This is a genomic window from Corynebacterium axilliensis (assembly GCF_046097495.1).
Lineage (GTDB): Bacteria > Actinomycetota > Actinomycetes > Mycobacteriales > Mycobacteriaceae > Corynebacterium.
Genome location: NZ_CP175768.1, coordinates 457,344 through 482,712, shown reverse-complemented (window position 1 = coordinate 482,712; position 25,369 = coordinate 457,344). Strand labels below are relative to the sequence as shown.

Here is a 25,369-nt window from a genome sequence, read left to right as displayed (position 1 = left end):
CGAAGGTTGAGGGCGTGGCGCATGGGCCGGTGTATCACAGAGTGCCTACAGCTTTAGAGCTTGGAAGCAACCAGAGCGGTGGTGCGGACGAGCTGGTTGGTGTAGCCCCACTCGTTGTCGTACCAGCCGAGAACCTTGACCAGGTTGCCGTTGGAGACCTTGGTCATGCCGGCATCGAAGATGCAGCCGTGCGGGTCGGTGATGATGTCGGTGGAGACGATCGGGTCCTCGGTGTAGCCCAGGGTCTCGCCGAACTCGCCGGTAGCCGCTTCCTTGATGGCAGCGTTGATCTCCTCGACGGTAACCTCGCGGGAAGCCTCGAAGGTCAGGTCGGTGGCGGAACCGGTGATGGTCGGAACGCGCATTGCGTAGCCGTCCAGCTTGCCCTCGAGCTCCGGCAGAACCAGGGCGACAGCCTTAGCAGCACCGGTGGAGGTCGGAACCATGTTCACGGCTGCGGCGCGGGCGCGGCGCAGGTCGCGGTGCGGAGCGTCCTGCAGGCGCTGGTCACCGGTGTAGGAGTGAACGGTGGTCATGAGGCCCTTCTCAATGCCGAACTTGTCGTTGAGGACCTTGGCCATAGGAGCCAGGCAGTTGGTGGTGCAGGAAGCAGCGGAGATGACGTTGTGCTTCTCCGGATCGTACTGGTCGGAGTTGACACCGTAGACGAAGGTGCCGTCGACGTTCTTGCCCGGTGCGGAGATGATGACCTTCTTGGCGCCAGCCTCGATGTGAGCCTTAGCAGCCTCACCGTCGGTGAAGAAGCCGGTGGACTCGATGACCAGGTCAACGTTATGCTCGGACCACTTCAGGTTCTTCGGGTCACGCTCTGCGGAGACAGCGATGCGGTGACCGTTGACGGTGATGGACTCCTCATCGTGCTCGATGGTGCCGTCGAAGCGGCCCAGCACGGAGTCATACTTAAGCAGGTTGGCGAGCGTGCCGTTGTCGGTCAGGTCGTTGACAGCAACAACCTCGAGGTCGTTGTTGCCCTGTGCAACTGCACGGAAGAAGTTACGGCCGATGCGGCCAAAGCCGTTGATGCCTACGCGAATGGTCACTGTAATGTCTCCTCAAATAATCGAGTGAAGTTCAATGTGGGGACTTCCGAGACGTTGCCTCTCAGCAGTGCGTTGGAGCTAGTAAATCTAGCCTCTTAAGCCCTGCCGGTCCTGTGGCGGACTCGGTGGTTTTCCCAACACGGCCGATACTACCCACCAATTCTCACTCTCGCAGTCTCCGTTTGCGCCCGATTGTTTGGCACTCGCAGACAAAGCAAAAGAGGCGTACACTAGATGAGCACCTTATGGCTTTCAGGGGAGTTTCCTCACACATACCTGCAGTTATGCCCGTTCATGTGGGATTATGTTGCCTGGGGTGGGATATGTCACGCGAGCAAAAACGAATGAAGCCACCCGGACATAAATTCAGGGTGGCATAGATCCGCGTGAGTTCCTCGTGAATTTCTTTCGAGGTCTTCGGGGCAGTTATCAGGGGTATCGGGCACTAGGTGATGCCCGCCGGGCCCTTAAGATTCGTCGAAAAGCTCCTCGGTAACGGCCTCCGTGGTATCCGGGACTCCCAGTTCCTTGGCCCGCTTATCCGCCATCGAGAGTAGGCGGCGGATGCGGCCCGCCACGGCATCCTTGGTCATCGGCGGGTCCGCCAGTCGCCCCAGCTCTTCCAGGGAGGCCTCGCGGTGCTGCACGCGCAGGCGTCCTGCATCTGCCAGGTGCTCCGGAACCTCATCACCCAGAATGACCATCGCGCGCTCAACGCGGGCGGCGGCGGTCACCGCAGCACGTGCGGAGCGGCGCAGGTTGGCGTCATCAAAGTTGTCTAGGCGCCGGGACGTATCGTGCGCTTCCCTTGCAATGCGCTTCTTCTCCCACGTCAAGCGGGTTTCTTGGGCGCCCATGCGGGTCAAAAGTGCCCCGATAGCCTCGCCATCGCGCACCACAACGCGGTCGGCGCCGCGGGTTTCCTTCGTCTTGGCGGACACGCCCAAGCGGCGCGCGCACCCAACCAAGGCTAGGGCGGCCTCCTGACAGGGGCAGGTGACCTCCAAGGCAGAGGAACGGCCCGGTTCAGTCAACGAGCCCTGCGCCAGAAAGGCCCCGCGCCACGCGGCTTCGTTGTCCGCGACGGAACCGGAAATCACCTGGGGCGGCAGCCCCACCACGGGGTGGCCGGAGCGGGTGACCAGGCCCAGACGCCGCGTGAGCTCCTTCGCGCCGTCAGTGATGCGCACCTGTATGCGGTTCTTCTTCGCCGAGGCAGCGGGGCCTGCCAAGTGCGTCGTGGCGGCGATGCCGTACAGGTCATCCAGGGTAGCTACCAATCGGTCTGCCACCCGCTTAGAGGCCAACTCGACGTCGTAGCTGACCTGCTCACCGTGGAGCTGCAGCTCGCCGGCAAAGCGGAGGATGGCTGCGGCCTCCGCCGCCCGCGCGGACTGGCGTGGGACGGATACCGCCGAAAGTTCCTCCTTGACCTGATCGGTCAATGACGCAGACACCTCGTGCCTCCCCTTTCCTTAGGACGTACAGTCAAAAATAGGCGCTGGGATACCGGCGCCGGTGCTCACTTACCGCCCCGCGCGGCCGCTTTAAGGGTGACAGCAGCTCGCCAGGGGCGGCACAATGTCCCACAGTTTATCGTGCTCACTGTGGCCCCGCTTGCACGCGGGGTGCGCTACTCGCGGGACACCGCCGCCGCGTGATGCGCGGTTGCCCCTTCTGTCAGGCTTTTTCCGCGCGGTATTCCGCGTATAGCTCGTTGAATACCTGGGCAAGCTTATCTGGGCAGTGCTTGTTCAGCGGGCGGCCATCATCATCGACTTGGCACACATCCCGGAACACCGCTGTAGCTCCGAGCACGCTGGCGGCGCGCTGCACGAATGCCCGCTCCGAGGAATTGGGCAGCGCCGAGCCGTCCACGATCACCTTGTCCACGCGCAGGCTCGGCGCGTGTTGGGCCAGCACATGGAGGTGGCGCTCGGCGGAAAAGCCGTGCGTCTCCCCCGGTTCCGCGGACAGGTTAAGCACGACGATGCGCAGGGCATCCGACGAGGTGATGGCCTCCACGACTTGCGGCACCAACACGTGTGGGAGCACCGAGCTAAACCAGGAGCCGGGGCCGAGGGTGATCATGTCGGCGTCGCGCAGCGCGGCCAGCGCCACCGGGTTCGCGTCCGGCTTCTCCGGAAGGATGCGCACGCGGCGCACCTGCCCCACTGTCGACGCCACGGCGACCTGGCCGCGGACCGAGCGCATGATCCGTGGATCGTCGTCAAGCCCGGCCACCTCCGCCTCAATATCGAGGGGGTGACTCACTGACGGCACCACCCGGCCGGCGGACTCCGTGAGTTCCGCCACGGCGTCCAGCGCGTCCTGGAAGTCCCCCAGCACGTCGCTCAGGCCAGCAATCAGCAAGTTGCCCACTGCATGCCCAGCCATCGCGCCATTGCCTTTGAAGCGGTGCTGCAGGGTCTGCGCCCACAGCTGGCCGTTATCGGAATCGCTGGACAGCGCCGCCAGCGCCATGCGCAGGTCTCCCGGCGGGATGATCTCCAGCTCGCGGCGCAGCCGCCCGGAGGAGCCGCCATCATCGGCGACGGTGACGATCGCGGAAATGGCTTCCGCGTCCGTCTGCCGCGCGGCGAGAAGAGTTTGGTACAGGCCGTGGCCGCCGCCAAGGCTGGCCATATGTGCAGGAGGTGTGGTCACTGAGTGCTGGCTTTCCGGATACTACGAACTTTTGAGAAACTGTGAGAAGAAAAGTATAGACAGGAATCTAGTCGCGGGAGAAGTCCCTGTGCAAGGTGCTCACGTCTAGGTCGCCACGCTGACGCAGGCGCCGCGCCAATTCCTCGGCCACAGCCACCGAGCGGTGATGCCCGCCTGTGCACCCCACGCCGACGGTGATGAAGTTCTTCCCTTCGTGGCGGTAGCCGGTGAGCATGGAGTCAAACATCTCCAGGAAGTGCTCAATGAAGGCCTGGGCCGCATCCTGGGACAGCACGTAGTCCGCCACGGGCTCATCCGTGCCGCGGTAGCCCCGCAGCTCCGGGATCCAGTACGGGTTCGGCAGGAAGCGCACGTCCACTACTAAGTCGGCATCTCGCGGGGAACCGTGCTTGAAGCCGAAGGATTCTAGCGTGACGTGCTGGCGCTCGTGACCGATCTCACCGAAGGCGGCCTCCATGGCCCGACGCAGATCGTGGACGGACAAATTGGTCGTATCAATGATGATGTCTGCCCGGTCCCGGATGGCCTGCACCGCCGCGCGCTCGCGCTGAATGCCCGCCTTAAGGGTCTCCCCCTCCTGCAGCGGGTGGGTGCGCCGCACCGAATCGAAGCGGCGAATCAGGACGTCATCGCGCGCGTCCAAGAAGAGCAGGGTGGGCTTCATGTTGAGCTGCTCCAGCTCATCCAGGGTCTCCGCGAGCGAGCCGGGGAACATGCGTGATCGCACGTCCGTGACAGCAGCGATCTTGGCCACTGGTGAATCCTCACGCGCACACAGCTTGAGCAGGTCCACGATGGCCTTGGGCGGAATGTTGTGGGCCACGTAGTAGCCCTTGTCCTCCAGTACCTTGGCGGCCGAGGTCAGGCCGCCGCCTGACATGCCGGTCACCAGAATGGGCGGCGAATCAAACGGCGAATCTTCAAACGTCATGGGCTCCATTCTTACCACCGATCCTGAAATGCGGGTGAGAATTTGCCGCAACCGCCCTCTGATGTTCGGCAGTTTCCGGGGCGTTAGGAGCCCTGCAGGTGCTCGTACACGGTCTGTGCGAGCTTCGGCCCAAAGCCCTTCACCGCGGCGATCTCCTCCACGGAGGCGGCCTTCAGCTTCTTCACCGAGCCGAAGTGCTTGACCAGGTCTGTGCGCCGCTGTGGGCCGAGCCCGGGTACGGAATCCAGCACCGAGCTGCGCATGCGCTTGGAGCGCTGCTGACGGTGGTAGGTAATCGCCACGCGGTGCGCCTCGTCGCGCAAATGCTGAAGCAGGAACAGGGCCTGGGAGTTGCGCGGGAGGATCACCGGTTCGTCGTCGCCCGGCACCCACACCTCTTCTAGGCGCTTAGCCAGACCAATCAGCGTGACGTCCACGATGCCCAGCTCGTCGAAGACCTGTTGGGCCGCGGCCACCTGCGGGGCACCGCCGTCCACGATGAACAGCTGCGGTGGATAGGAGCTCTGCTTCGTCTGGCTGGCGGCTTCCTCGCGGACCATTTCCTCGGCGAAGGTGGTGTTTTCCAGCTCCTCGTCCGGCACCGCGCGCTTGTCCTCGTGGTGATGCTTGAAGCGGCGGCGGGTCACCTCGGCGATGGAGCCGACGTCGTTCGAGTGGCCGTCGCCAGCCGCCTCCTTAATGCGGTAGCGCCGGTAGTCGGACTTGCGCGGCAGCCCGTCCTCAAAAACGACGAGGGAGGCCACCACGTCCGTGCCCTGGATGTGGGAGATATCCGTACATTCGATGCGCAGCGGTGCGGAGTCCATGCCCAGGGCTTCCTGCAGCTCCTGCAGCGCCGCGGAGCGCGCTGTGAGATCTCCCACGCGCTTGAGCTTGTGCTGGCGCAGCTGCTCCTTGGCGTTGCGCTCGACGGTTTCCATCAGCGCCCGCTTGTCGCCGCGCTGCGGCACGCGCAGGTCCACCTGTGCCCCGCGCAGCTCCTCCAGCACCACCTTCACCTGATCTGTTTCTTCCGGCTGCGCTTGCACCAAGATCTCGCGCGGGATGGCATTGCCGCGGTGGGACTCCGCGTGGGACTCTTGGTCCACTCCCCGGCGCTCGAGCTTGGCGTCCTCAGCAGCCTCCTGGCGCTGCCGCTCGACGGCATCGGAATAGAACTGGATGAGGAAGTTCTGGATAAGCGCCGGCAGCCCCGGGTCCGGCTGGCCCTCCTCAATCGGCTCCGTGGTGGCTTGGTCGCCGGAGCGTTCCACCACCCAGCCGCGCTGTCCGCGGATGCGCCCGGAGCGCACGTGAAAGATTTGCACGGCGGCCTCCAGCTCATCGGAGCTGAACGCAATGAGGTCGGCGTCGGTGCCGTCTGAGAGCACCACCGCCTGCTGCTCCATGAGCTTGTCAATCGCGCCCAGATCGTCGCGCAGGCGAGCGGCCAGCTCGAACTCGAGGTTCTCTGCGGCCTCCTCCATTCGCTGGGTCAGGCGCTTGCGCACCGGGCCGGTATTGCCGTTCATGAAGCTCAGCAGCTGGTTCACCGTCTCGCGGTGCTCCTCGGCGCTGACCCGGCCGATGCAGGGCGCGTCGCACTTTCCGATGTATCCCAGCAAGCAGGGCCGGCCCAACCGCTCGTGGCGGTTGTACACGCCTTTGGCGCAGGTGCGCATGGGGAAGACGCGGGTAAGCAGATCGAGGGACTCGCGCACGGCCCACGCATGCGAATAGGGACCAAAGTAGCGCACCCCCTTGCGCCGCGGCCCGCGGTAGAAGAATGCGCGGGGAATTGCCTCCCCCACGGATACCGCGAGCATGGGGTAAGTCTTGTCGTCGCGGTACATGACGTTGAACCGCGGGTCGAAGCGCTTGATCCAGGTGTATTCCAACTGGAGGGCCTCGACCTCGCTGGCCACGACGGTCCACTCCACCGACGCGGCGGTGAGCACCATCTGCCGGGTGCGCGGGTGGAGCTGGGTGATGTCCTGAAAATAGTTGGACAGGCGGGCACGCAGGTTCTTCGCCTTGCCCACGTAGATCACCCGGCGGTTCTCGTCGCGGAACTTGTACACGCCCGGGTCGGTAGGAATGCTTCCCGGTGCCGGGCGGTAGGTGGTGGGATCCGCCACTAGTCGTCCTGCGGCATGTAGCGTGCCTCGAGCTCGCGGAAGGCGCGAACCTTCGAGATGACCTCACCCTTGTCGCCGGACTGGAGCGCCCAGACCGGGACGTATTCGAAGTCTGGGAGCTCGATGCGCGCCATACGCGAGCCCTCCGGGAACGACAGGCCATAAATGACTTGCCACGGGTAGAAACGCGTGCCGACGATGTTGCGCACCTCTACCCCGTCGCTATTAGCGCGCACGCGGGGCCGGGTCAGGGCGAACCAGGACAAGATGGAGATGATGACGCCCACGCCGGGGAAGGCGAACTTGTCGATGGTAGTCACCGTGGCGCCGGTAAAGGACAGGCCTACGGTAAAGCCCATGAACAGGTGCGCGGCCATGACCACAACAATCCAGATGATGGCCACCTTGCGCAAGAAGGGAGAGGTGGCCTCGAACTCCCACGGCTTGGAGCTCGTCATGGCAAACGGGTCGGCGCTGGTGTAGGCCAGCATCTGCTCGTCGCTCACCTTCCGGGTGGAGGGCTTGTGTGGGTCCGTCATCTCGTCCTGCATCTCCCCTGCGTCTCCTCGATTCACTTCCGTGCGGCTACTCTGCGCGCGATCCGTCTAGTGTACGCAACGTGTGCACGGTTTCTAAAGCGGCGACCATGGCCTCAGCGCCCTTATCCTCCTCGGATTGCGGGAAGCCGGCGCGGTCCACCGCCTGCTCATAGTCATTGACGGTAAGCACGCCGTTGGCCACTGGAGTGGACTCGTCGAGGGCGATGCGGGTAAGCCCCTGCGTAACCGAGTCACACACGTAGTCGAAGTGCGGTGTACCACCTCGCACCACGCAGCCGAGTGCCACCACGGCGTCATGCGTTCGGGCGGCCGCCTGCACCACGACGGGCAGCTCCAGCGCACCGACGACGCGCAGCGGGGTCACCTCCGCGCCCGCCTCCCGGGCGGTGGCCAGGGCGCGACTATGCAGCTGATCGCAGATTCTCTGCGTTCCACGTCGCGGTGACCACGGCGACGCGGATGCCGCTGCCGTCGACTCCATCCAGTGCGGGAAGTCCTTCTTTGCTCATTGCGTGCTCCTTCTCGGCGTTATCTAGGAGTGTTCTTCGTCCCAGTGTGCCACTTGGGGCAAATCGTGGCCCATGCGGTCGCGCTTGGCCCGCAGGTAGTTAATGTTTTCCGCGGTAGCCGGCGTGGCCAACGGGGTGCGGGCGGTGGCATCGATGCCGAATCCCTGCAGGCCGGAACCCTTGTGCGGGTTGTTGGTCAGCAGGTTCACGGACTTCACCCCCAGGTCACGCAGGATCTGCCCGGCCGCCGAGTATTCGCGCGCGTCTTCCGGGAGCCCCTGTTCCACGTTGGCATCGACGGTATCGAGCCCGCCATCTTGGAGGCTGTATGCCTTGAGCTTGTTCACCAGCCCAATGCCCCGGCCCTCCTGACCGCGCAGGTAGATGACAATGCCGCGGCCGGCCTCTTGGACAGCGAGCAGAGATTCCTGCAGCTGGGGGCCGCAATCGCAGCGCTGTGAGCCAAAGACGTCACCGGTGAGGCATTCGGAGTGCACGCGCACGAGGACATCCTCGGCCCCGGCGTAGCTCTCCACGTCACCCACGACGAGGGCGACATGCTCGTGCTTGTCGACGTCTCCCCGGTACCCCACCGCGCGAAACTCGCCGTACTCGGTGGGCAGGCGGGTTTCCACCTGGCGGGAAACCTGTTGCTCGTGGTGGCGGCGCCATTCAATGAGCTGCTCGATGGAGATCATGCTCAACCCGTGGGTATCGGCAAAGCGGCGCAGCTCCGGCGATCGCGCCATGTCCGTGGGGTCCTCTTCGGAGACGATCTCACAGAGCACGCCTGCCGGGCGCAGCCCGGCTAGGCGGGCAAGGTCAATGGCCGCCTCCGTGTGGCCGTCGCGCTCCAGCACGCCGTTGGGGCGCGCCGCGAGCGGGACCACGTGGCCGGGGCGGGTGAAGTCAGCCGGGCTCGACGACGCGTTCGCCAGCGCGCGGATGGTAGCGCACCGCGAGGTCGCCGAAATGCCGGTGGAGCCGTTCGCCAGATCCACGGTGACCGTGTAGGCGGTGTGGCGGACGTCCTGGTTCACCGCCATCATCGGCGGCAGGTTCAGGCGCGTGCAATCCTCCGGCAGGAGTGGCGCGCAGATGTAGCCCGAGCTGTAGCGGACCATAAACGCCACGAGTTCCGGGGTCGCCAACTCGGCGGCAAAGATGAGGTCTCCCTCGTTTTCGCGGTCCTCGTTATCGACGACCACGACTGCTTTGCCGGCAGCGATATCAGCAATAGCCTGCTCGACGCTATCTAAAGCAACAGTTGAATGTGCGGCGCTCATAGGGACTTACTCTATCCCTCCTGCGGCTCCGCGGTGACGTCGGGGTGAAGCATCTTCTCGACGTACTTGGCCACCACGTCTACCTCGAGGTTTACCACTGCCCCGGGCTCCAAGGAACCAAATACGGTATCCCGCAGCGTCGTCGGGATGAGCGACACCTCGAAGTAGTCCTCCCCCAGCGCGGCGACGGTCAAGGACGTGCCCTGCACCGTGATGGAGCCCTTCTCCACGACGTAGCGGCCCAGCTGCTGTGGCAGGCTAAAGCGCAGCACGTCCCAGTGCTCCGATGGGGTACGCGTCAGAAGCGTGGCCGTCGCGTCGACGTGGCCCTGGACAATGTGCCCGCCCAGTCGGGTGGTGGGCAGCAGCGCGCGCTCCAGGTTGACAACGTCGCCCACCTGCAGCTGGCCCAGCGCGCTGCGGTTGAGGGATTCCTGCATGACGTCGGCAGTAAAGGCGTTCTCCCCCAACTCCGCCACGGTCAGGCACACGCCGTTGACAGCAATCGAGTCACCCAGCTGCGCGTCCCCCAGCACCGTCGTGGCTGCGATGCTCAGCCGCACCGCGTCGCCCTGCGGCTGGAGCTCTTCCACGCGGCCTACTTCTTCTACAAGTCCGGTAAACATTGCGTCCTTTCTCATCAATCCTGCACGTAAATACAGCGCTCTCACTTGGCCACTATTCTGGCCCCTTTTTCGGCCTCTAGTTGCCTCGGCACCGCTGGTACTCCACCAGCACGTCGTCGCCGAGGCCCACCACGGTGCGCCGCCGCCACCGCGGCGCCTGGGCCAGGGTCGGCGCTAACGTGGCTGCGAGCGAACGATCGAGAACGCCCCGGCCGTCGCCGACGAGTACGTTGCCGACGTAGGCCTGAATCCAGTCCACGTCGCCCTGCTCAAGCATGCTGCCGGCCAGGCCCGCACCACCTTCGACGAGCACGTCACGAGCACCGCTGGCATACAACTCGTGCAGGGCCTCAGCGGGCGTGGCGTACTGCTCAAAACCAAGGCGCGCGAGGTTGGGCATGGCGGACACATCGCGGCTGCCGATGACCACGCGGCGGGGTTGGTGCGCCCGCAGCGTGGCGTCCGGATAGCGCGCGGTGAGCGAGGGGTTATCCGCTAGAGCGGTGCCGGTACCGATGAGGATGGCGTCGCGCCGCGCCCGATCCTCGTGCACGTGCTCGCGCGCCTGCGGTCCGGTTATCCACTGGCTGGTGCCGTCGACCGCGGTGGTAAAACCATCAATGCTCTGGGCAAATTTGAGGGTGACGTGGGGGCGTCCGAGCTCCACCGCGGTCAGCCACGGGACCAGACAATCGGCGGTGTTCGCTTGAGCCTCAAGCTGGCCCACCGTGACCCCGGCCTGAGACAATGTGGCGGAGCCGCCGCCCGCCTGCGGCGTCGGGTCCGGGTGGAGGTAGTACACCGCCGCGACGCCGGCAGCGATGAGCGCCTGCGCACACGGCCCCGTGCGCCCGGTATGGTTGCACGGCTCCAGCGTTACCACCGCCGTACCACCCCGGGCCCGGCTGCCGGCTGCTTGCAGCGCCATCACTTCCGCGTGCGGCCCGCCGGGCGGCTGCGTAGCGCCGACCCCTGCCACGGTGCCAGCGGCATCTAGGATCACTGCCCCCACCGGCGGGTTCGGGCTCGTGGTGCCGGCGGCGCTGCGGCCGGCCTCCATGGCGCGCTCCAAGGCCGCGCGAAGGGGCCCCGCGGGCGCGGGTGCTGCCGTACCCACTAGAGGGTGGCTTCCTGGCGCAGTTCCTCCACCGCCGCGGCCTTATCGTCCTGCTTGTAGATGGCAGAGCCCGCCACAAAGGCGTCGCACCCGGCCTCCGCCGCCTGGCGGATAGTGTCGCGGGAGATTCCTCCGTCGATCTCGATAGTCATATCCAGACCGCGCTGGTCAATGGCCGCACGCAGGGCGCGGACCTTGTCCAGCTGGTCCGGCATGAAGCTCTGCCCGCCGAATCCGGGCTCGACAGACATCACGAGGACCTCATCGAAGTGCTCAAGGACATCCAGCCACGGCTCGATGGGGGTGCCGGGCTTGATGGAGAATCCCGCCCGCACGCCCAGGTCTCGGATGGTGCGCGCCAGCGCCACGGCGGCCTCTTGGCTCTCAACGGCTTCGACGTGGAAAATGATGCAGTCCGCACCGGCCTTGGCATAGGTCTCTACCCACTTCTCCGGTTCCTGGATCATCAGGTGCACGTCGAGCGGCTGCATGGTGAGGCCATCGACTGCCGCGGTGATGTCCGGACCGAAGGACAGGTTGGGCACGAAGTGACCATCCATGATGTCGACGTGGATCCAGTCCGCGTTAGCGACAGCGCGCACCTCCTCACCCAGCTGGGTGAAGTCGGCGGCCAGGATGGACGGGGAAATGATCGGTGCAGACGTGGCAGACATGTCCACGATCCTAGTCACCCTTAACGCTTCGGCGCAGCACTGCGAAGAACATCGCGTCCGTGCCGTGGCGGTGTGGCCACAGCTGGGCGCTCAGCTCGTGGCCGACGTTGCCCATATCCGGCAAGAAGTCGCGCGCGTTAAGCTCCTCAATCTGGAACTCGGCGCCGTCGCCGTGCGCGGACAGGGCCGCCTCCACGATGCCGCGGGTCTCCCGCAGATCCGGCGAGCAGGTGGAGTAGACCACCACTCCGCCAGGCCGCACCAGGTTCAAAGCGGAGTCCAGCAACTCTGCCTGCAAGGCAGTGAGGTCGGTGATGTCACCCTCCGACTTGCGCCACCGGGCCTCCGGACGCCGGCGTAGGGCGCCGAGGCCGGAACAGGGGGCGTCGACAAGCACGCGATCAAAACCCGGCTCGAGGCCGGGCCGGCGACCGTCGGCAGTGTGCACCGTGACGGGGAGATCCCGGACCGTTTTCTCAATGAGGCGGGCGCGGTGCTGCGAGACCTCCACGGCATCGACGTGAGCATCCTCAATGCGCGCAATAGCCCCCATGAGAGCGGCCTTGCCGCCCGGACCGGCGCAGAGGTCGAGCCAGCGCCCGGAGTCGTCGCCTTCGACTGGAGCCTCCGTCACCGCGCGGGCAATGAGCTGGCTGCCTTCGTCCTGCACGGCGGCCAACCCCTGGCGCACAGGCTCCAAGGAACCGGGATCCCCGTGTTCCAGATAGACCGCGTAGGGCGAATAGCGCCCCTCCTCGCAGCCGGTGATCAGCGCCAGCTCCTCGGCGGAAATCTCGCCCGGGCGCGCCACGAGGTGCACGATGGGACGCTGCGAGTCGGCGTCCAGGGCCGCCTCAAGTTCGGTAGCGGCGTCCGTTCCCAGCGCTTGCTCGAAGGAGCGCGCAATCCACTCCGGGTGCGCGTGCCGGAAGGCCAGCGCGGCCAAGTCGCCCTGCGGGCTGAGGCGCTCCAGCCACTCGTGGGCCGGGGTACGCGTGATGGTGCGCATGATGCCATTGGCAAAGCCCTTGGCCTTGTCGTGGCCAGAGGCTTCAACCAAGCGAACGGTGGTATCCACCGCCGCGTGCGCCTCAACGCGGGTATAGAGAACCTGATAGGTGCCCAGGCGCAGGGCCGTGAGTACCTCCGGCGCCATGGCGTCCAAGCCGCGCGAGGCGCAATCGGCGATGACCGCGTCAAGCACACCCTCGGTGCGCAAGGTGCCGTAGGTCAGCTCGGTGGCAAACGCGGCGTCCCGCCCGCTCACCTTGTTCTCGCTCAAAGCCTTAGGCAGCGTGAGGTTGGCAAAGGCGTCGTCCGCGTCGACGCGACGCAGTACGTCGAAGACCACCGCGCGGGCAAGGTCGACGCCAGCGCTTCGCGCCGCGGCTGGGAAGGACCCGGACCGGCGTTGGTGGTCGGTGCCACGACCGCGTCCGCGCTGGCTCGAACCGCGCGGGGCCCCGCCGCGTCGCTGGTTGCCGCCACGCTGTTGTCCACCGCGCTGCTGTCCACGGCGCTGTTGGCCGCCGCGCTGCTCACTGTTCGGCTGATCGCCGGACTTGCTGCGAGATCTAAACCCTCCGCTCACGAGAACACCACCTCATCGTCGTTAGCTCCGGCACTGAGTCCGCGGCCCCAGTCGGCCGCATTCATCATCTTCTTTCCGGGCGGCTGGATTCTGTTCAGCCGGACCGCGCCGCTGCCGGTGCCCACGACAACGTCCTTCTTGCTAACACGGACAGCGCCAGGGCGCAGGGTCTCCGCTTCATCGTCGAGCAGGCTCACAGGCCCCACCTTGAGGCGCGACTCCCCCAGCATCGTCCACGCGCCTGGGCCCGGGGTGTGGGCGCGAATGTGGCGGTCTACCTCCGCGGCCGGAGAAGTCCAGTCAATACGCGCGTCCGCGGTGGCAATCTTGTGCGCGTACGTTGCCTCGCCCTCCTGCGGCTGCGGCGTGATGCTGCCGTCCTCGAGGCCATCCATGGTCTCTACCAGTAGATCTCCGCCCGCATACGCCAGCCGGGTGAGCAGATCATCAGCAGTATCCGTGGGCCGAATTTCCTCCTTCATCGTCGCCAGAATGTCGCCGGTATCGAGTCCCTTATCAATGCGGAAGGTGGTGGCACCCGTGAGCTCATCGCCCGCAGCGATGGACGCCTGCACCGGCGCGGCTCCGCGCCAGGCGGGGAGCAAGGAGAAATGCAGATTAACCCATCCGTGCGCCGGAGTGTCCAGTAGATCCTCAGTAATGAGGTTGCCGTAGGCCACCACCGGGATTGCCTCGGGCGCCAACTCCGCCAGGCGGGCGCGCAAAGCCTCGCCGTCTTCCGTCCCCGGCTTAAGCGTTGTGGGGGTGAGCACCTCGATGCCGTGCTCCAGTGCCAGCGCCTTTACGGGGCTGGGGTGAAGCGTCCGGCCGCGGCCCTTGCGGGCATCGGGGCGGGTAATGACGGCGACAACCTCGTGGCGGGAGGCGATAAGCTTCTCCAACGCCACGACGGCGGGTTCAGGAGTTCCGGCAAAGATGATGCGCACGGTGTGAAGTTCCCTTTCTTCTCGCGCTGTAGATAAGTGGTGGGTTCTGCTTAGCTGGCGGTGAGCACTGGCAGTCCTTGCAGGCTAAGCCTTCTGGGCGGCAAACCAACTGGACTGGCGGATGTCTTTCATCGCCTTTTTGCGGCGCTCGGGGCTAAGGCGCTGCAGGAAGAGGATTCCATCCAGGTGATCCGATTCGTGCTGAACGCAACGCGCCATCAGCCCGGAGGCAACCAGGGCGACGGGCCGACCGTAGACGTCATTGCCGCGCACCCGCACGGTGGAAAAACGCTCGGTGGGCAGCGAAATGTCCGGGATGGACAGGCAACCCTCGGTGCCGAGCTCTGTCTCCTCCCCGATTGCCTCCCACACCGGGTTCACAATGGCCCCGCGCAGCCCATGCTGATAGTGCGAGCAATCGAAGACAAAGATGCGCTGCGTGAGACCAATCTGGTTGGCAGCCAGGCCAACGCCACCTGCATGCTCCATCGTCTCCAGCATGTCCTGGGCTAGGCGCTCGAGTGCTGGCCCGAATTCGGTAACCTCGTCGGCACGGGTGTTCAGGACGGGGTCGCCGTACAAGCGAACCTCGCGAACTGTCATAGGGGAATTCTCCACTTCCTTTGTCCAGGGGCCGGGAAAGCCCTTTGGCTCGCACCGACCCCACACCGTTGATGAATCCGAGAATAGTTCACCACTGCCCGCCCGCGCTGAGCCGGGGTGGATGCGTGACGGTGCTGCGCCTGTCCGATGTTGGCCTATCCGATGTTGATCGGATCCACGGCAATGCGCAGGGGAAGGACGTCCTTGCGGGCGCTGCGCAGGGCGTTAGCTGTCCGTAGCGCACTGCCCAGCTCCGCGCGCGGACCCAGGGGCGTGCGGATCAGGAGCCGCTGCGGCTCACCGCCGCGCTCACGGTCGTAGTCCCCGGGAAGACTCACCCCGGGCGGCAGCGGCACCGGACCGAGAAGCTCCGCGTGCTCGGGCAGCTCCGCCAGCTCCAGGAAGGAGTCCAGGGACGCGTCGGCTCCGTCGATGGCTGCCATGTGCACCGCCGGCGGAAAGCGCACCTCACGCCGCGCTGACAGCTCCGCGGAAGCAGCGCCCACCATGTCCCAGTTCGCCAGGTAGTTGACCACCGGCAGCTCCTCGTCCGCAGCGATGATCACTACCCCGCCGTCAGCGGCCGGGCACACGAGAGTCGCCGCGGCCGCCCACTTGGCCAACGCGTCCTCGGTAGCGCGCAGATCCTGCCGGCCCAACAAGGCGCCCGTCTCCACGAGCAGGGCCGCACCGTAGTGTCCGCCTCCCTCTACCCGGGGTTCCGCGCCGGGAGTCGCAATAACCAGGGCGGGTCCCAGCGCTATTTCATCCACCACCTTGGAGCCGCCTGATTGGATGACCCGCGTCTGTGGGAACGCGCGGCCTAATTCCTCCGCTGTGCGCTCCGAGCCCAGCACAATGGCGCGCAGGCGCGGCGAGCCGCAGTCCGGGCAGCGGTAGTGCGCGTCCACGCGGCCGCACCACCGGCACGTCGGCAGCGAGGCCGCAGGCGCCCCGCTTTCCGCCGCCGCGGGCAGCCCCAGCGGTCCATTGCAGTGACGGCAGCGCGCCGGGGCTGAGCACTGTCCGCATGCCAGAATCGGGGCATATCCCTTGCGCGGTACCTGAACCAAGACAGGCTCGCCGCGGCCCAAGGCGGCGCGCGTGGCATGGAAGGCGGCGGCGGCCACTGAGGTGGTTCCGCCCTGCATCTGCCTAGTGAGGTTTACGCCAAAGGGGCCTACGGGAACGATGTCCGGCTTGCTCGCCGCGATGGCCTCCGGCGTAGGAACCAAATCGTGGGCCCAGCCGGAGTCCACCAGCAGCTGGGCCTCGGCGGTCCGGGAGTGCCCGGCCACGATGAGGCTGCAGCCCTCCAGTGCCGAGCGGGTGCTTAGCACTTCCCGGGCGTGCACATAGGGCTTCAAGTTATCCACTAGGTTGTCGTCGCCGTCGCCAAGAATGACCGCCAGCTGCAAGTCCTGCACCGGCGCAAAAGCGGCGGAGCGGGTACCGATGACAATGCGCGATTGACCGGTAAGCGCAGACAGGTACCGGCGATACCGAGCCTGCGGCCCAGTGCTGTGCGCCAGCACGGTGATTTGCTTGGCAGAGACGTAACGGCGGAAGGCCGCCTCCAGCTGGTCCAGGTCCCGCTGGTCCGGCACAACGATGAGCACGCCACCGCCCTTGAGCGCTACGCTCGTCCCCAAGCTAGCCAGGGCGTCGGCCCAGTGAGCACCTGGCAGGATCTGCCACGCCGCGCGGGCGATGTGGCCGGCCAGTACCGAGTCAACGAAGGATTGGCCGTGCACGTAGCTGGTCCAGGCGGACAGGTCAGGGTGTTCCGTAGTCCCCAGCTCCTCCCACGGGGTATCAAGGTCCGCCTCTTCCGCCTTAGCGTGCCGGGCAGGAATGGCAGTGCGGATGATGTCGGAGCGCACGCCGCCATAGCGAGCGGCCAGAGACTCCACTAGGGAGGACATGACTGGGGTATAGACCGCGAAGGGCGAAATCACGCGGTCGATGAAACGCAGCGAGCCATCGAAGTCGGAGTCACTTCCCCGCGAGAGCAGAATGGCGTCCACCAGGCGGCCGTTGAAGCGGATACGCACGCGCACGCCCGGCTGCGCGGCGGCCGAATCGTCCTCATCGATGAGGTAATCGAAGGCGCGATCGAGGTGAGAGACCCCTAGTAAGGGCAACACCCGCGCGACCGGTTGGTGGGCGGCGGGTGTCTTCTTGGGCATAGCGCCCGATTCTACAGGCCGGCGGCGCGGCGCAGATCCTCGGCGCGGGACGTGTCCTCCCACGGCAGGTCGACGTCGGTGCGGCCGAAGTGACCGTAGGCCGCGGTGTTGCGGTACAGCGGGCGCAGCAGGTCAAGCTCGCGGATGATGGCGGCCGGGCGCAGATCGAAGACCTGGTCCACGGCGGCCTGAATGGCACCGTCGCTCAGCCCGTCCTTGGCGGTGCCAAAGGTCTCCACGTAGAGACCCACCGGCTTAGCGCGGCCGATGGCGTAGGCCACCTGGACCTCAGCGCGATCTGCCAAACCGGCAGCCACGATGTTTTTGGCTACCCAGCGCATGGCGTACGCGGCGGAGCGGTCCACCTTGCTCGGGTCCTTGCCAGAGAACGCACCACCGCCGTGGCGTGCCATACCGCCGTAGGTGTCGACGATAATCTTGCGACCGGTCAAGCCGGCGTCACCCATCGGGCCGCCCAGGATGAAGGAGCCGGAGGGGTTGATGAGAAGCTCAGTGTCTTCGGTGTAGTACTTGCCCAGGTCGGCGTCGTTGACCACCCATTCCACCACGTGCGCGCGCAGCTGCTCCGCCAGCCACTCCTGCGTGACGTCCGGGTCGTGCTGGGTAGAAATAACGATGGTCTCCAGGCGGGTGGGGACGTCGTTCTCGTCGTAGGCAAAGGTCACCTGCGTCTTGCCATCCGGGCGCAGCGAAGGCACGATGCCCTCCTTGCGTACCTGGGTCAGGCGGCGGGACAGGCGGTGCGCCGTGGAAATCGGCAGCGGCATGAACTCCGGGGTCTCGTTCGTGGCGTAGCCGAACATGAGGCCCTGGTCGCCGGCACCGTACTGATCGTCGTCTTCATACTCGCCGGAGCGGACCTCGGTGGAGGCATCCACGCCGGCGCCGATCTCCTGGGACTGCTCACCGATGGCCACGTTGACGCCACAGGTGTTCCCGTCAAAGCCGACGTCGGAGGAGGTAAAACCAATGTCCACGAGGGTCTTGCGCACCAGCTGTGGGATCTCCACGTAGCCGGAGGTACGGACCTCACCCACCACGTGGACCTGGCCGGTAGTCACGAGGGTTTCGACGGCAACGTGGGAGTTGGGGTCGACCTCGAGGAGGGCGTCAAGAATGGCGTCCGAAATCGCGTCACAAATCTTATCCGGGTGACCTTCGGTCACGGATTCGCTGGTGAAAAGGCGTACCGCCTGAGCAGCTGTATCAGTCACAAATCTTCCTTAAGCTAGTCGTGCGCGTCGTGGGAAGCGCGAAATGGTGGAGCTGCACCAAACTGCGCCCCACCGGCGCTCATCCCCACGTACTCGGCGTGGTAACAGAAGCCCATCGTAGACCAAGCGGTCTATAACTGCAAGGTCAACTCGGTTCCCGCCAGGATTTCATTCACCGCTTGAAGTATCTGGGCCGCCACGACCTGCTTGGAACCGGGAGCTACCTCCAACGGCTCCGCATCGCGGCGCAGAATCCACCCCGCGCTCGTGGGCTGCCCAAAAACCTTGCCCTCGCCCACCTCGTTGGCCATAAGCAGGTCACAGCCCTTCTTCACAAACTTCTGCTGCGCGTACTCGAGCACGGAGGTCTCAGCGTCCCCAGTCTCGGCGGCAAATCCCACTATCACCGCATCGCGCTTTACCTCACCGCGGTCGCGGCGGGCGACAAGCCCCTTGAGGATGTCCGGGTTCTCCACCAGCTCCAGGTGCGCCAAGTCTGCGTCCGCCTCCCCCTTCTTCATCTTGGACTCCGCTACAGAAGCCGGCCGATAGTCCGCCACGGCGGCGGCCATAATGACCACGTCGGCGCGGGCAGCCGCCGCGTTCATCGCCTCCTCCATGTCCCGCGTGGAGGTCACGCGCACTACGTTAGCCCCGGAGGGACACGGCAGGTCCTCGGTGCTTCCGGCAATGATGGTCACGTTAGCTCCGCGCTGGGCGGCAATCTCTGCCAAGGCAAAGCCCTGCCGCCCCGACGAGCGATTGCCCAGGTAGCGCACCGGGTCGAGGTTCTCCTGTGTGCCACCCGCGGAGACCACCACGTTCTTTCCTTGCCAGTCGAAGGGCACGGAATGTCCAGCGATGACGGTGCGCGCGAATTCCGCAATCTGCCCCGGCTCCGGAAGGCGGCCTGGCCCCGAATCCTTGCCCGTGAGGCGCCCGTGCGCTGGCTCCATGACGGTGACGCCGCGGCGGCGCAGGGTGGCCACGTTGTCCTGGGTAGCCGGATTGAGCCACATTTCCGTGTGCATGGCTGGCACCACGATGACCGGGCACGTCGCCACCAAAACCGAGGCGGTAAGAAGGTCGTCGGCTCGACCCGCGGCAAGCCTGGCCATGAGATCCGCAGTGGCCGGTGCGATAACGATAGCGTCCGCCTGCTGCCCCAGAGCAACGTGCTGAACTTCGTCGACGGCATCGAAGACGGTCGTGGACACCGGCTGGCCCGACAGGGCCTCAAAGGTAGCCGCGCCCACGAAGTTGAGCGCAGACGCAGTGGGCACCACGCGCACCTCGTCGCCGTGCTCCTTGAAGTCACGAATGAGGTGGCAGGCCTTGTAGGCGGCGATGCCGCCGCCCACGCCGACGAGGATGCGGCGCGCCTGGGGCGTAGAGTCTGCCGCGGTGGAGTTGTCTTGAGAATCCTGAGCTTCCTTCACTCGGCCGATACTACCCAAGACATAAAAGAACCCACCGGCACGCCCCGAAACGGGGTGCGGGTGGGTTCCGTGCGCGGCACGCTGTGCCCCGAAGGCAAGGCTTAGTTGCCTTCCTCGTGGTCCAGCAGGCCGGCGTCAATTTCACGCAGAGCGATGGACAGCGGCTTCTCGCCGGCCTCCGGGGTTACCAGCGGCCCGACGAACTCGAAGACGCCCTCGTCCTGTTCCTGGTAGTAGCTGTTGATCTGGCGCGCGCGCTTCGCGGCGAAGATCACCAGTGCGTACTTGGAGGAGACCTTACCAAGCAGCTCGTCAATCGGCGGATCAGTAATACCGGTCGGCGGATCGAAGACGGGCTCCGGCTTGGTGGCCTCAGAATTAGCAGGTGTGGTCACGTTAGTCACATGCACCTTTACTGTTGGTAGATGGTCAAAATCTTGGTCTATCCACGCAGGATAGCACTAATGGCAGCTACGGCCTCATCGAGATCTTCATTGACCACGACGTGGTCGAACTCCTTTTGTGCGGCGAGCTCAGTCTCCGCGGTGTGCAGCCTGCGATCGATGACATCCTGGGGCTCGGTGCCGCGCCCGGTGAGGCGCTCCACGAGCACGTCCCACGACGGTGGGGCAAGAAACACGGTTTCTGCCTCCGGCATCGCGGCTTTGACGTTGCGAGCGCCCGCCAGATCAACCTCCACCAACACCGGGCGGCCTTCCTCCATCGCCCGGACTACCGGCTGCGCCGGCGTTCCCGAACGCTGCAGGCCGCCGTGGATATCTGCCCATTCGAGCATGTCCCCGGCGTCGATGTGCTCCTGGAATGCTTCCGGAGTGACGAAGAAGTAATCGACCCCGTCGCGCTCGCCAGGACGGGGTTGACGCGTCGTCATAGAGACGCTGAAGTACAGGTTGTCGACATCGTCGCGCAGGCGCGAAACCACGGTGGACTTGCCCACCGCGGACGGCCCGGCCAGTACGACCAGGCGCCCGCGTGCAGTTTCGTCAGCCATTGCGCTGTTTACTCGCCGTAGCCGAAGCGCTCGAGCAGGGCGCGACGCTGGCGGTCACCCAGACCGCGCAGACGGCGGGTCTGTGCAATCTCTAGGTCCTCCATGATTTCCTTGGCCTTGACCTTGCCCACCTTCGGCAGGGCCTCGAGGAGTGCGGAGACCTTGGTCTTACCGATGATCTCATCGGTCTCAGCCTTCTCCAGAACGTCCTGCAGGTTGGTCTCGCCGCGCTTCAGCGCAGCCTTGAGCTCAGCACGAGCCTTGCGGGCCTCAGCGGCCTTTGCGAGAGCTTCCTTGCGCTGCTCATCAGTCAACTTGGGAAGGGCCACGGGTTTCCTCCGATTTCATTAGTCTGAACAATATCGTCTGATGGCTGGCACCAGATCCTCGGTCCTGCGCGGGGGCTATTCCCCCAGCGCGGAACAGCTTTCTGCCGTCCCAGCGAACCGACTTCTGGCAATCCTAGCACTGGTCTGTGCGCGGTGACGCAATCCGGGTCTGCCCCGTTAAAGGTTCCCGCACGTCAACACGCATGCCTTAAACAAAATACCAGGTAAACGGCGCGCCCGTTAATCCGGCGCGCCGCGTTTCTAGTCCCGGAACTCTGCCGCCGTTTCCTCCACCGCTTTGCGCAGGTCAGAAACCTGCGGACCGCGGGAAAGGATGGCTCGGGACACGTTAGCGAAGCCCAGCTCCGGGGCCGCCTGCGTCAGGTGGCGAACATCCGCCGCCGTCGCGCCTTGGGCGCCCACGCCCGGCAGCAGCACGGGACCGCGCAATTGGTCTAATACCGGCGGAGTATCCAGCGTGGCGCCCACGACCACGCCCACGGGGCCGACAGCCCCCTCGGCGTTCGCGCCGCAGGCCAGGTTGCGCTGACCGCACTCGTCTACCACGCGCTGCGCCACGCTGCGGCCCTCCACCGTCAGGGACTGCAGCCCCACGGCCTCTGGGTTGGAGGTCGCCGCGAGGACGAAGACCCCGCGGCCGGTCTCGGCCGCCACATCGAAGACCGGGCCGAGCGCGCCCACGCCCAGGTAGGGCGAGACGGTCACGGCGTCGGCGCGCAATGGGGAGGTCTCCCCCAGCCAGGCATCGGCGTAGCCGGCCATGGTGGAGCCGATATCGCCGCGCTTGGCATCGGCCAGGCTCAGGCAGCCCGCGTCGCGGAGCCCTGCCAGGGCGTCCTCTAGCACGGCGAAGCCCGCCGAGCCGAAGCGCTCGAAGAAGGCCACCTGCGGCTTCACCATCGCGGCCGTGTCGGCAAAAGCCTCCACGCAGGTCATGGTGAAGCTGCGCAGGCCAGCAGCGTCGACAGTCAGGCCCCAGGCCTCGAGCAGGTGCGGGTGCGGGTCAATGCCCACGCACAACCGCCCGCGCTCGCGCCCGGCGGCGACGGCGCGCTCGCCGAAGTTAGTTGACTGCGTCATGATCCAGCTCCTGTAGCTCGCGTACCTTGAGGTCACCCATGCGCAGCGCCTCGATGCCCTGCACCGCAGCGGTAACACCCTGGACGGTGGTTACCAGCGGCACACCCACGGACACGGCGGCGGCACGAATGTCGTAGCCGTCGTGGCGCGCGCCGGCGGAACCGGCCGGGGTGTTGAGGATCAGGTCCACCTTGCCGCCCAGGATGGCGTCGACGATGGACTCCTGGCCCTCCTTAGCCTCGGAAACCTTGACGGCCACCTCGCACTCTACACCGTTGCGGCGCAGCATCTGCGCGGTACCCGCCGTGGCGACGATGGTGTAGCCCATGTAGGCAAGGCGCTGAATCGGGAAGATCAGCGTGCGCTTATCGCGGTTGGCCACGGAAACGAAGACCGTGCCCTCCGTCGGCAGATCGCCGAAGGCCGCCATCTCGCCCTTGGCGTAGGCCGCACCGAAGTTGTCTGCCAAGCCCATGACCTCGCCGGTGGACTTCATCTCCGGAGACAGCAGCGTATCGAGCAGCTGGCCGTCCGGACGGCGGAAGCGGTTGAACGGCAGCACGGCCTCCTTGACCGCAATCGGGTGCTCAATGGGCAGGGAGCCGCCGTCGTAGGTGGACGGGATAATGCCCTCATCCTTTAGCTGTGCGATGGAGGCGCCGAGCATGACACGCGCAGCGGCCTTGGCCATCGGCACGCCGGTGGCCTTGGACACGAACGGCACCGTACGGGACGCGCGCGGGTTGGCCTCGATGACGTAGAGGGTGTCGTCCTTGAGCGCGTACTGAACGTTCATCAGGCCCTTGACGCCAATGCCGTGCGCTAGGCGACGCGTCGACTCCCGCACCTTCTCAATGTCCTCCGGGCCGAGCGTCATCGGCGGCAGCGCACAGGAGGAGTCGCCGGAGTGGATACCGGCTTCCTCGATGTGCTCCATCACGCCACCGAGGTAGACCTCTTCACCATCGCACAGCGCGTCGACGTCGATCTCGATGGCGTTGTCGAGGAAGCGGTCCACCAGCACCGGGTGGTCCGAGGTGATCTCGGTGGCGCGCTCGATGTAGTCGCGCAGGGAGGCCTCGTCGTAGACGATCTCCATGCCGCGGCCGCCCAGCACGTAGGACGGGCGGACCAGCACCGGGTAGCCAATGCCGGCGGCGACCTCACGGGCTTCGTCGAAGGAGGTAGCGGTGCCGAAGTCCGGCGCCGGCAGCTCCGCGTTAGCCAGGACCTTACCGAACTCGCCGCGGTCCTCGGCCAAGTCGATGGCGGCAGCCGAGGTACCCACGACCGGGACACCCGCGGCGGTAAGCCGCTCCGCCAAGCCCAGCGGGGTCTGGCCGCCGAGCTGGACGATCACACCGGCGACCTCGCCGGACTGCGCCTCCGCGTGGTAGACCTCCATGACGTCCTCGAAGGTCAGCGGCTCGAAGTAGAGACGGTCCGCGGTGTCGTAGTCCGTGGACACGGTCTCCGGGTTGCAGTTGACCATGACGGTCTCGTAGCCCTCGCGGGAGAGCTCCAGGGCGGCGTGGACGCAGGAGTAGTCAAACTCGATGCCCTGACCAATGCGGTTCGGGCCGGAGCCGAGGATGATGACCTTGCCCTTCTTGCCCTCGGCCATCGGGCCGACTTCGGACTCCGCATCTGGGTCCAGTTCGTAGGCGCTGTAGTGGTACGGGGTCTGGGCCTCGAACTCGCCGGCGCAGGTATCCACGGTCTTGTACACCGGACGGATGCCCAGGGACCAGCGCAGGGAGCGCACGCCATCCTCGCCGGCGAACTCCGGGCGCAAGGCGGCAATCTGGGCGTCGGACAGGCCGAAGACCTTAGCACGGCGCAGCAGCTCAGCATCCAGCACCGGTGCCGCGACAAGCTCTGCGCGGAACTCTACGAGGGCCTCGAGCTCAGCCAGGAACCACGGATCCAGCTTGGAGTGCTCGTGCAGCTGCTCCACGGTCGCGCCCAGGCGCAGAGCCAGCTCGATGTCGTACATGCGGCCCTCGGTCGGGCGCTCCAGGTCCTTGAGCACGGCATCCAGATCGGTGGCGCGCTCGCCGGCGAAGAACTCGTCCGGCTGCGTCCAGAACCCGGCGGGCTTGGTCTCCAGGGAGCGCATGACCTTGTTGAGGCCGGAGATGTAGTTGCGGCCGATACCCATGGCCTCGCCCACGGACTTCATGGTGGTGGTCAGGGTGTCATCGGCACCCGGGAACTTCTCAAAGGCAAAGCGCGGGGCCTTGACAATGACGTAGTCCAGCGTCGGCTCGAAGGCGGCCGGGGTCACACCGGTGATGTCGTTGCGGACCTCATCCAGGGTGTAGCCGATGGCCAGCTTGGCAGCCAGCTTCGCAATCGGGAAGCCGGTGGCTTTGGACGCCAGCGCGGAAGAGCGGGACACACGCGGGTTCATCTCGATGGTGATGATGCGGCCGTCCTCCGGGTTGACGGCGAACTGGATGTTGCAGCCGCCGGTATCCACACCGACCTCGCGGATGATGGCGATGCCCTGGTCGCGCATCTTCTGGTACTCGCGGTCCGTCAGGGTCAGTGCCGGGGCCACGGTGACGGAGTCACCGGTGTGGACGCCGAGCGCGTCGACATTCTCGATGGAGGCGATGACCACGACGTTGTCGTCGCCGTCACGCATGAGCTCGAGCTCGAACTCTTTCCAGCCCAGGATGGACTCCTCGATGAGCACGTTGGCCTCCGGGGAGGCGGCCAGGCCGCCGCCGGCAATGCGATCGAGGTCCTCTTCGTTAAAAGCCAGGCCGGAGCCCAGGCCGCCCATGGTGAACGACGGGCGGACCACAACGGGCAGGCCGAGCTCAGCTACGGCCTCGTGGACCTCGTCCATGGTGTGGCACACGCGGGAGCGAGCGGACTCGCCGCCGATGGAGGCCACGATGTCCTTGAACTTCTGGCGGTCCTCGCCGCGCTCGATGGCGTCGATGTCGGCACCGATGAGCTCGATATCGTACTTCTTCAGGATCCCCAGGCGGTCCAGCTGCACCGCGGCGTTCAGCGCGGTCTGGCCGCCTAGCGTTGCCAGCACGGCGTCGATGGGGTGTCCCTCTTCCTGCTCCTTGCGGAAGATCTTCTCAATGAACCCCGGCTCGATGGGCTCCACGTAGGTGTGGTCCGCGAACTCCGGGTCAGTCATGATAGTGGCCGGGTTGGAGTTGACCAGCGTGACGCGCAGGCCCTCCTCCTTGAGCACGCGGCACGCCTGGGTACCGGAGTAGTCGAACTCACAGGCCTGGCCGATAACGATCGGGCCGGAGCCGATAACCAGGACGTGATTGATGTCGTTGCGCTTTGGCATAAGTTTCT

The 25,369-nt window shown here is 65.7% G+C and carries 21 protein-coding genes and 1 pseudogene; all 22 read right to left on the bottom strand.

All coding sequences use genetic code 11. The annotated features are described in order from the left end of the window. Window positions 1-53 precede the first annotated feature (53 nt). Complete coding sequence (gene gap, locus ACKFR8_RS02355; protein ID WP_296131760.1) at window positions 54-1,061, bottom strand: type I glyceraldehyde-3-phosphate dehydrogenase; 1,008 nt, start codon at window positions 1,059-1,061, stop codon at window positions 54-56. Window positions 1,062-1,528: 467 nt separating this feature from the next. Continuing rightward, the gene (gene whiA, locus ACKFR8_RS02350; protein ID WP_296131763.1) at window positions 1,529-2,518 is read right to left on the bottom strand and encodes a DNA-binding protein WhiA; all 990 of its coding nucleotides are present in this window, start codon (window positions 2,516-2,518) and stop codon (window positions 1,529-1,531) included. A gap of 223 nt (window positions 2,519-2,741) precedes the next feature. Continuing rightward, complete coding sequence (gene yvcK, locus ACKFR8_RS02345; protein WP_296131765.1) at window positions 2,742-3,707, bottom strand: gluconeogenesis factor YvcK family protein; 966 nt, start codon at window positions 3,705-3,707, stop codon at window positions 2,742-2,744. Between the two features lie 88 nt (window positions 3,708-3,795). Further along, window positions 3,796-4,680, bottom strand: a complete 885-nt coding sequence (gene rapZ / locus ACKFR8_RS02340; RefSeq protein WP_296131766.1) for an RNase adapter RapZ — start codon at window positions 4,678-4,680, stop codon at window positions 3,796-3,798. Between the two features lie 83 nt (window positions 4,681-4,763). After that, window positions 4,764-6,818, bottom strand: a complete 2,055-nt coding sequence (uvrC, locus tag ACKFR8_RS02335) for an excinuclease ABC subunit UvrC (protein WP_296131768.1) — start codon at window positions 6,816-6,818, stop codon at window positions 4,764-4,766. Continuing rightward, window positions 6,818-7,357 carry a PH domain-containing protein gene (locus tag ACKFR8_RS02330; protein WP_408930966.1) on the bottom strand — a complete coding sequence of 180 codons (540 nt, stop codon included), beginning with the start codon at window positions 7,355-7,357 and terminating at the stop codon, window positions 6,818-6,820. Before ACKFR8_RS02330 ends, uvrC begins: the two co-directional genes overlap by 1 nt. Before the next feature lie 46 nt (window positions 7,358-7,403). Further along, window positions 7,404-7,887, bottom strand: a pseudogene (gene ribH, locus ACKFR8_RS02325) (6,7-dimethyl-8-ribityllumazine synthase). Between the two features lie 23 nt (window positions 7,888-7,910). After that, on the bottom strand, window positions 7,911-9,173 hold the full coding sequence (locus tag ACKFR8_RS02320) for a bifunctional 3,4-dihydroxy-2-butanone-4-phosphate synthase/GTP cyclohydrolase II (protein WP_296131772.1): 1,263 nt from the start codon (window positions 9,171-9,173) through the stop codon (window positions 7,911-7,913). 11 nt (window positions 9,174-9,184) lie between these two features. After that, the gene (locus tag ACKFR8_RS02315; RefSeq protein ID WP_296131773.1) at window positions 9,185-9,799 is read right to left on the bottom strand and encodes a riboflavin synthase; all 615 of its coding nucleotides are present in this window, start codon (window positions 9,797-9,799) and stop codon (window positions 9,185-9,187) included. A 76-nt stretch (window positions 9,800-9,875) separates the two neighbouring features. Continuing rightward, window positions 9,876-10,859: a bifunctional diaminohydroxyphosphoribosylaminopyrimidine deaminase/5-amino-6-(5-phosphoribosylamino)uracil reductase RibD gene (gene ribD, locus ACKFR8_RS02310; protein ID WP_408930965.1), complete on the bottom strand. Its 984-nt coding sequence runs from the start codon at window positions 10,857-10,859 to the stop codon at window positions 9,876-9,878. Window positions 10,860-10,915: 56 nt separating this feature from the next. Next, window positions 10,916-11,590 carry a ribulose-phosphate 3-epimerase gene (gene rpe, locus ACKFR8_RS02305; protein WP_296131776.1) on the bottom strand — a complete coding sequence of 225 codons (675 nt, stop codon included), beginning with the start codon at window positions 11,588-11,590 and terminating at the stop codon, window positions 10,916-10,918. Window positions 11,591-11,600: 10 nt separating this feature from the next. After that, a complete protein-coding gene (locus ACKFR8_RS02300; RefSeq protein WP_296131780.1) occupies window positions 11,601-13,181 on the bottom strand; it encodes an RsmB/NOP family class I SAM-dependent RNA methyltransferase in 1,581 nt (526 codons plus the stop codon). Beyond that, window positions 13,178-14,128, bottom strand: coding sequence for a methionyl-tRNA formyltransferase (fmt, locus tag ACKFR8_RS02295; RefSeq protein ID WP_296131783.1), 951 nt, complete (start codon window positions 14,126-14,128; stop codon window positions 13,178-13,180). The genes ACKFR8_RS02300 and fmt overlap by 4 nt, the downstream gene beginning before the upstream one ends. Window positions 14,129-14,212: 84 nt before the next feature. Continuing rightward, window positions 14,213-14,731 (bottom strand): peptide deformylase, encoded by a 519-nt coding sequence (gene def, locus ACKFR8_RS02290; protein ID WP_296131786.1) that lies wholly within the window; start codon window positions 14,729-14,731, stop codon window positions 14,213-14,215. Window positions 14,732-14,886: 155 nt separating this feature from the next. Next, on the bottom strand, window positions 14,887-16,920 hold the full coding sequence (locus ACKFR8_RS02285; protein WP_296131789.1) for a primosomal protein N': 2,034 nt from the start codon (window positions 16,918-16,920) through the stop codon (window positions 14,887-14,889). Window positions 16,921-16,931: 11 nt separating this feature from the next. Beyond that, window positions 16,932-18,155: a methionine adenosyltransferase gene (gene metK, locus ACKFR8_RS02280; protein WP_408930482.1), complete on the bottom strand. Its 1,224-nt coding sequence runs from the start codon at window positions 18,153-18,155 to the stop codon at window positions 16,932-16,934. A gap of 131 nt (window positions 18,156-18,286) precedes the next feature. Then, window positions 18,287-19,528, bottom strand: coding sequence for a bifunctional phosphopantothenoylcysteine decarboxylase/phosphopantothenate--cysteine ligase CoaBC (gene coaBC, locus ACKFR8_RS02275; RefSeq protein WP_306506954.1), 1,242 nt, complete (start codon window positions 19,526-19,528; stop codon window positions 18,287-18,289). A gap of 167 nt (window positions 19,529-19,695) precedes the next feature. Continuing rightward, a complete protein-coding gene (gene rpoZ / locus ACKFR8_RS02270; protein ID WP_296131796.1) occupies window positions 19,696-19,998 on the bottom strand; it encodes a DNA-directed RNA polymerase subunit omega in 303 nt (100 codons plus the stop codon). Between the two features lie 38 nt (window positions 19,999-20,036). Then, window positions 20,037-20,606, bottom strand: a complete 570-nt coding sequence (gene gmk, locus ACKFR8_RS02265) for a guanylate kinase (protein ID WP_296131800.1) — start codon at window positions 20,604-20,606, stop codon at window positions 20,037-20,039. An 8-nt stretch (window positions 20,607-20,614) separates the two neighbouring features. Then, window positions 20,615-20,935: an integration host factor, actinobacterial type gene (gene mihF / locus ACKFR8_RS02260; RefSeq protein WP_039675208.1), complete on the bottom strand. Its 321-nt coding sequence runs from the start codon at window positions 20,933-20,935 to the stop codon at window positions 20,615-20,617. A 261-nt stretch (window positions 20,936-21,196) separates the two neighbouring features. Further along, a complete protein-coding gene (gene pyrF / locus ACKFR8_RS02255) occupies window positions 21,197-22,036 on the bottom strand; it encodes an orotidine-5'-phosphate decarboxylase (protein WP_408930481.1) in 840 nt (279 codons plus the stop codon). Further along, complete coding sequence (carB, locus tag ACKFR8_RS02250) at window positions 22,020-25,361, bottom strand: carbamoyl-phosphate synthase large subunit (protein WP_306506875.1); 3,342 nt, start codon at window positions 25,359-25,361, stop codon at window positions 22,020-22,022. The genes pyrF and carB overlap by 17 nt, the downstream gene beginning before the upstream one ends. Window positions 25,362-25,369 lie beyond the last annotated feature (8 nt).

What these genes read in the sequence shown, in the direction of transcription:
- yvcK (WP_296131765.1), bottom strand. Translation starts at nt 3,707, where the DNA reads ATGGCCAGCCTTGGCGGCGGCCACGGCCTGTACCAAACTCTTCTCGCC.
- rapZ (WP_296131766.1), bottom strand. Translation starts at nt 4,680, where the DNA reads ATGACGTTTGAAGATTCGCCGTTTGATTCGCCGCCCATTCTGGTGACC.
- ACKFR8_RS02330 (WP_408930966.1), bottom strand. Translation starts at nt 7,357, where the DNA reads ATGACGGACCCACACAAGCCCTCCACCCGGAAGGTGAGCGACGAGCAG.
- ACKFR8_RS02320 (WP_296131772.1), bottom strand. Translation starts at nt 9,173, where the DNA reads ATGAGCGCCGCACATTCAACTGTTGCTTTAGATAGCGTCGAGCAGGCT.
- ACKFR8_RS02315 (WP_296131773.1), bottom strand. Translation starts at nt 9,799, where the DNA reads ATGTTTACCGGACTTGTAGAAGAAGTAGGCCGCGTGGAAGAGCTCCAG.
- ribD (WP_408930965.1), bottom strand. Translation starts at nt 10,859, where the DNA reads ATGGAGGCCGGCCGCAGCGCCGCCGGCACCACGAGCCCGAACCCGCCG.
- rpe (WP_296131776.1), bottom strand. Translation starts at nt 11,590, where the DNA reads ATGTCTGCCACGTCTGCACCGATCATTTCCCCGTCCATCCTGGCCGCC.
- def (WP_296131786.1), bottom strand. Translation starts at nt 14,731, where the DNA reads ATGACAGTTCGCGAGGTTCGCTTGTACGGCGACCCCGTCCTGAACACC.
- ACKFR8_RS02285 (WP_296131789.1), bottom strand. Translation starts at nt 16,920, where the DNA reads ATGCCCAAGAAGACACCCGCCGCCCACCAACCGGTCGCGCGGGTGTTG.
- gmk (WP_296131800.1), bottom strand. Translation starts at nt 20,606, where the DNA reads ATGGCTGACGAAACTGCACGCGGGCGCCTGGTCGTACTGGCCGGGCCG.
- pyrF (WP_408930481.1), bottom strand. Translation starts at nt 22,036, where the DNA reads ATGACGCAGTCAACTAACTTCGGCGAGCGCGCCGTCGCCGCCGGGCGC.
- carB (WP_306506875.1), bottom strand. Translation starts at nt 25,361, where the DNA reads ATGCCAAAGCGCAACGACATCAATCACGTCCTGGTTATCGGCTCCGGC.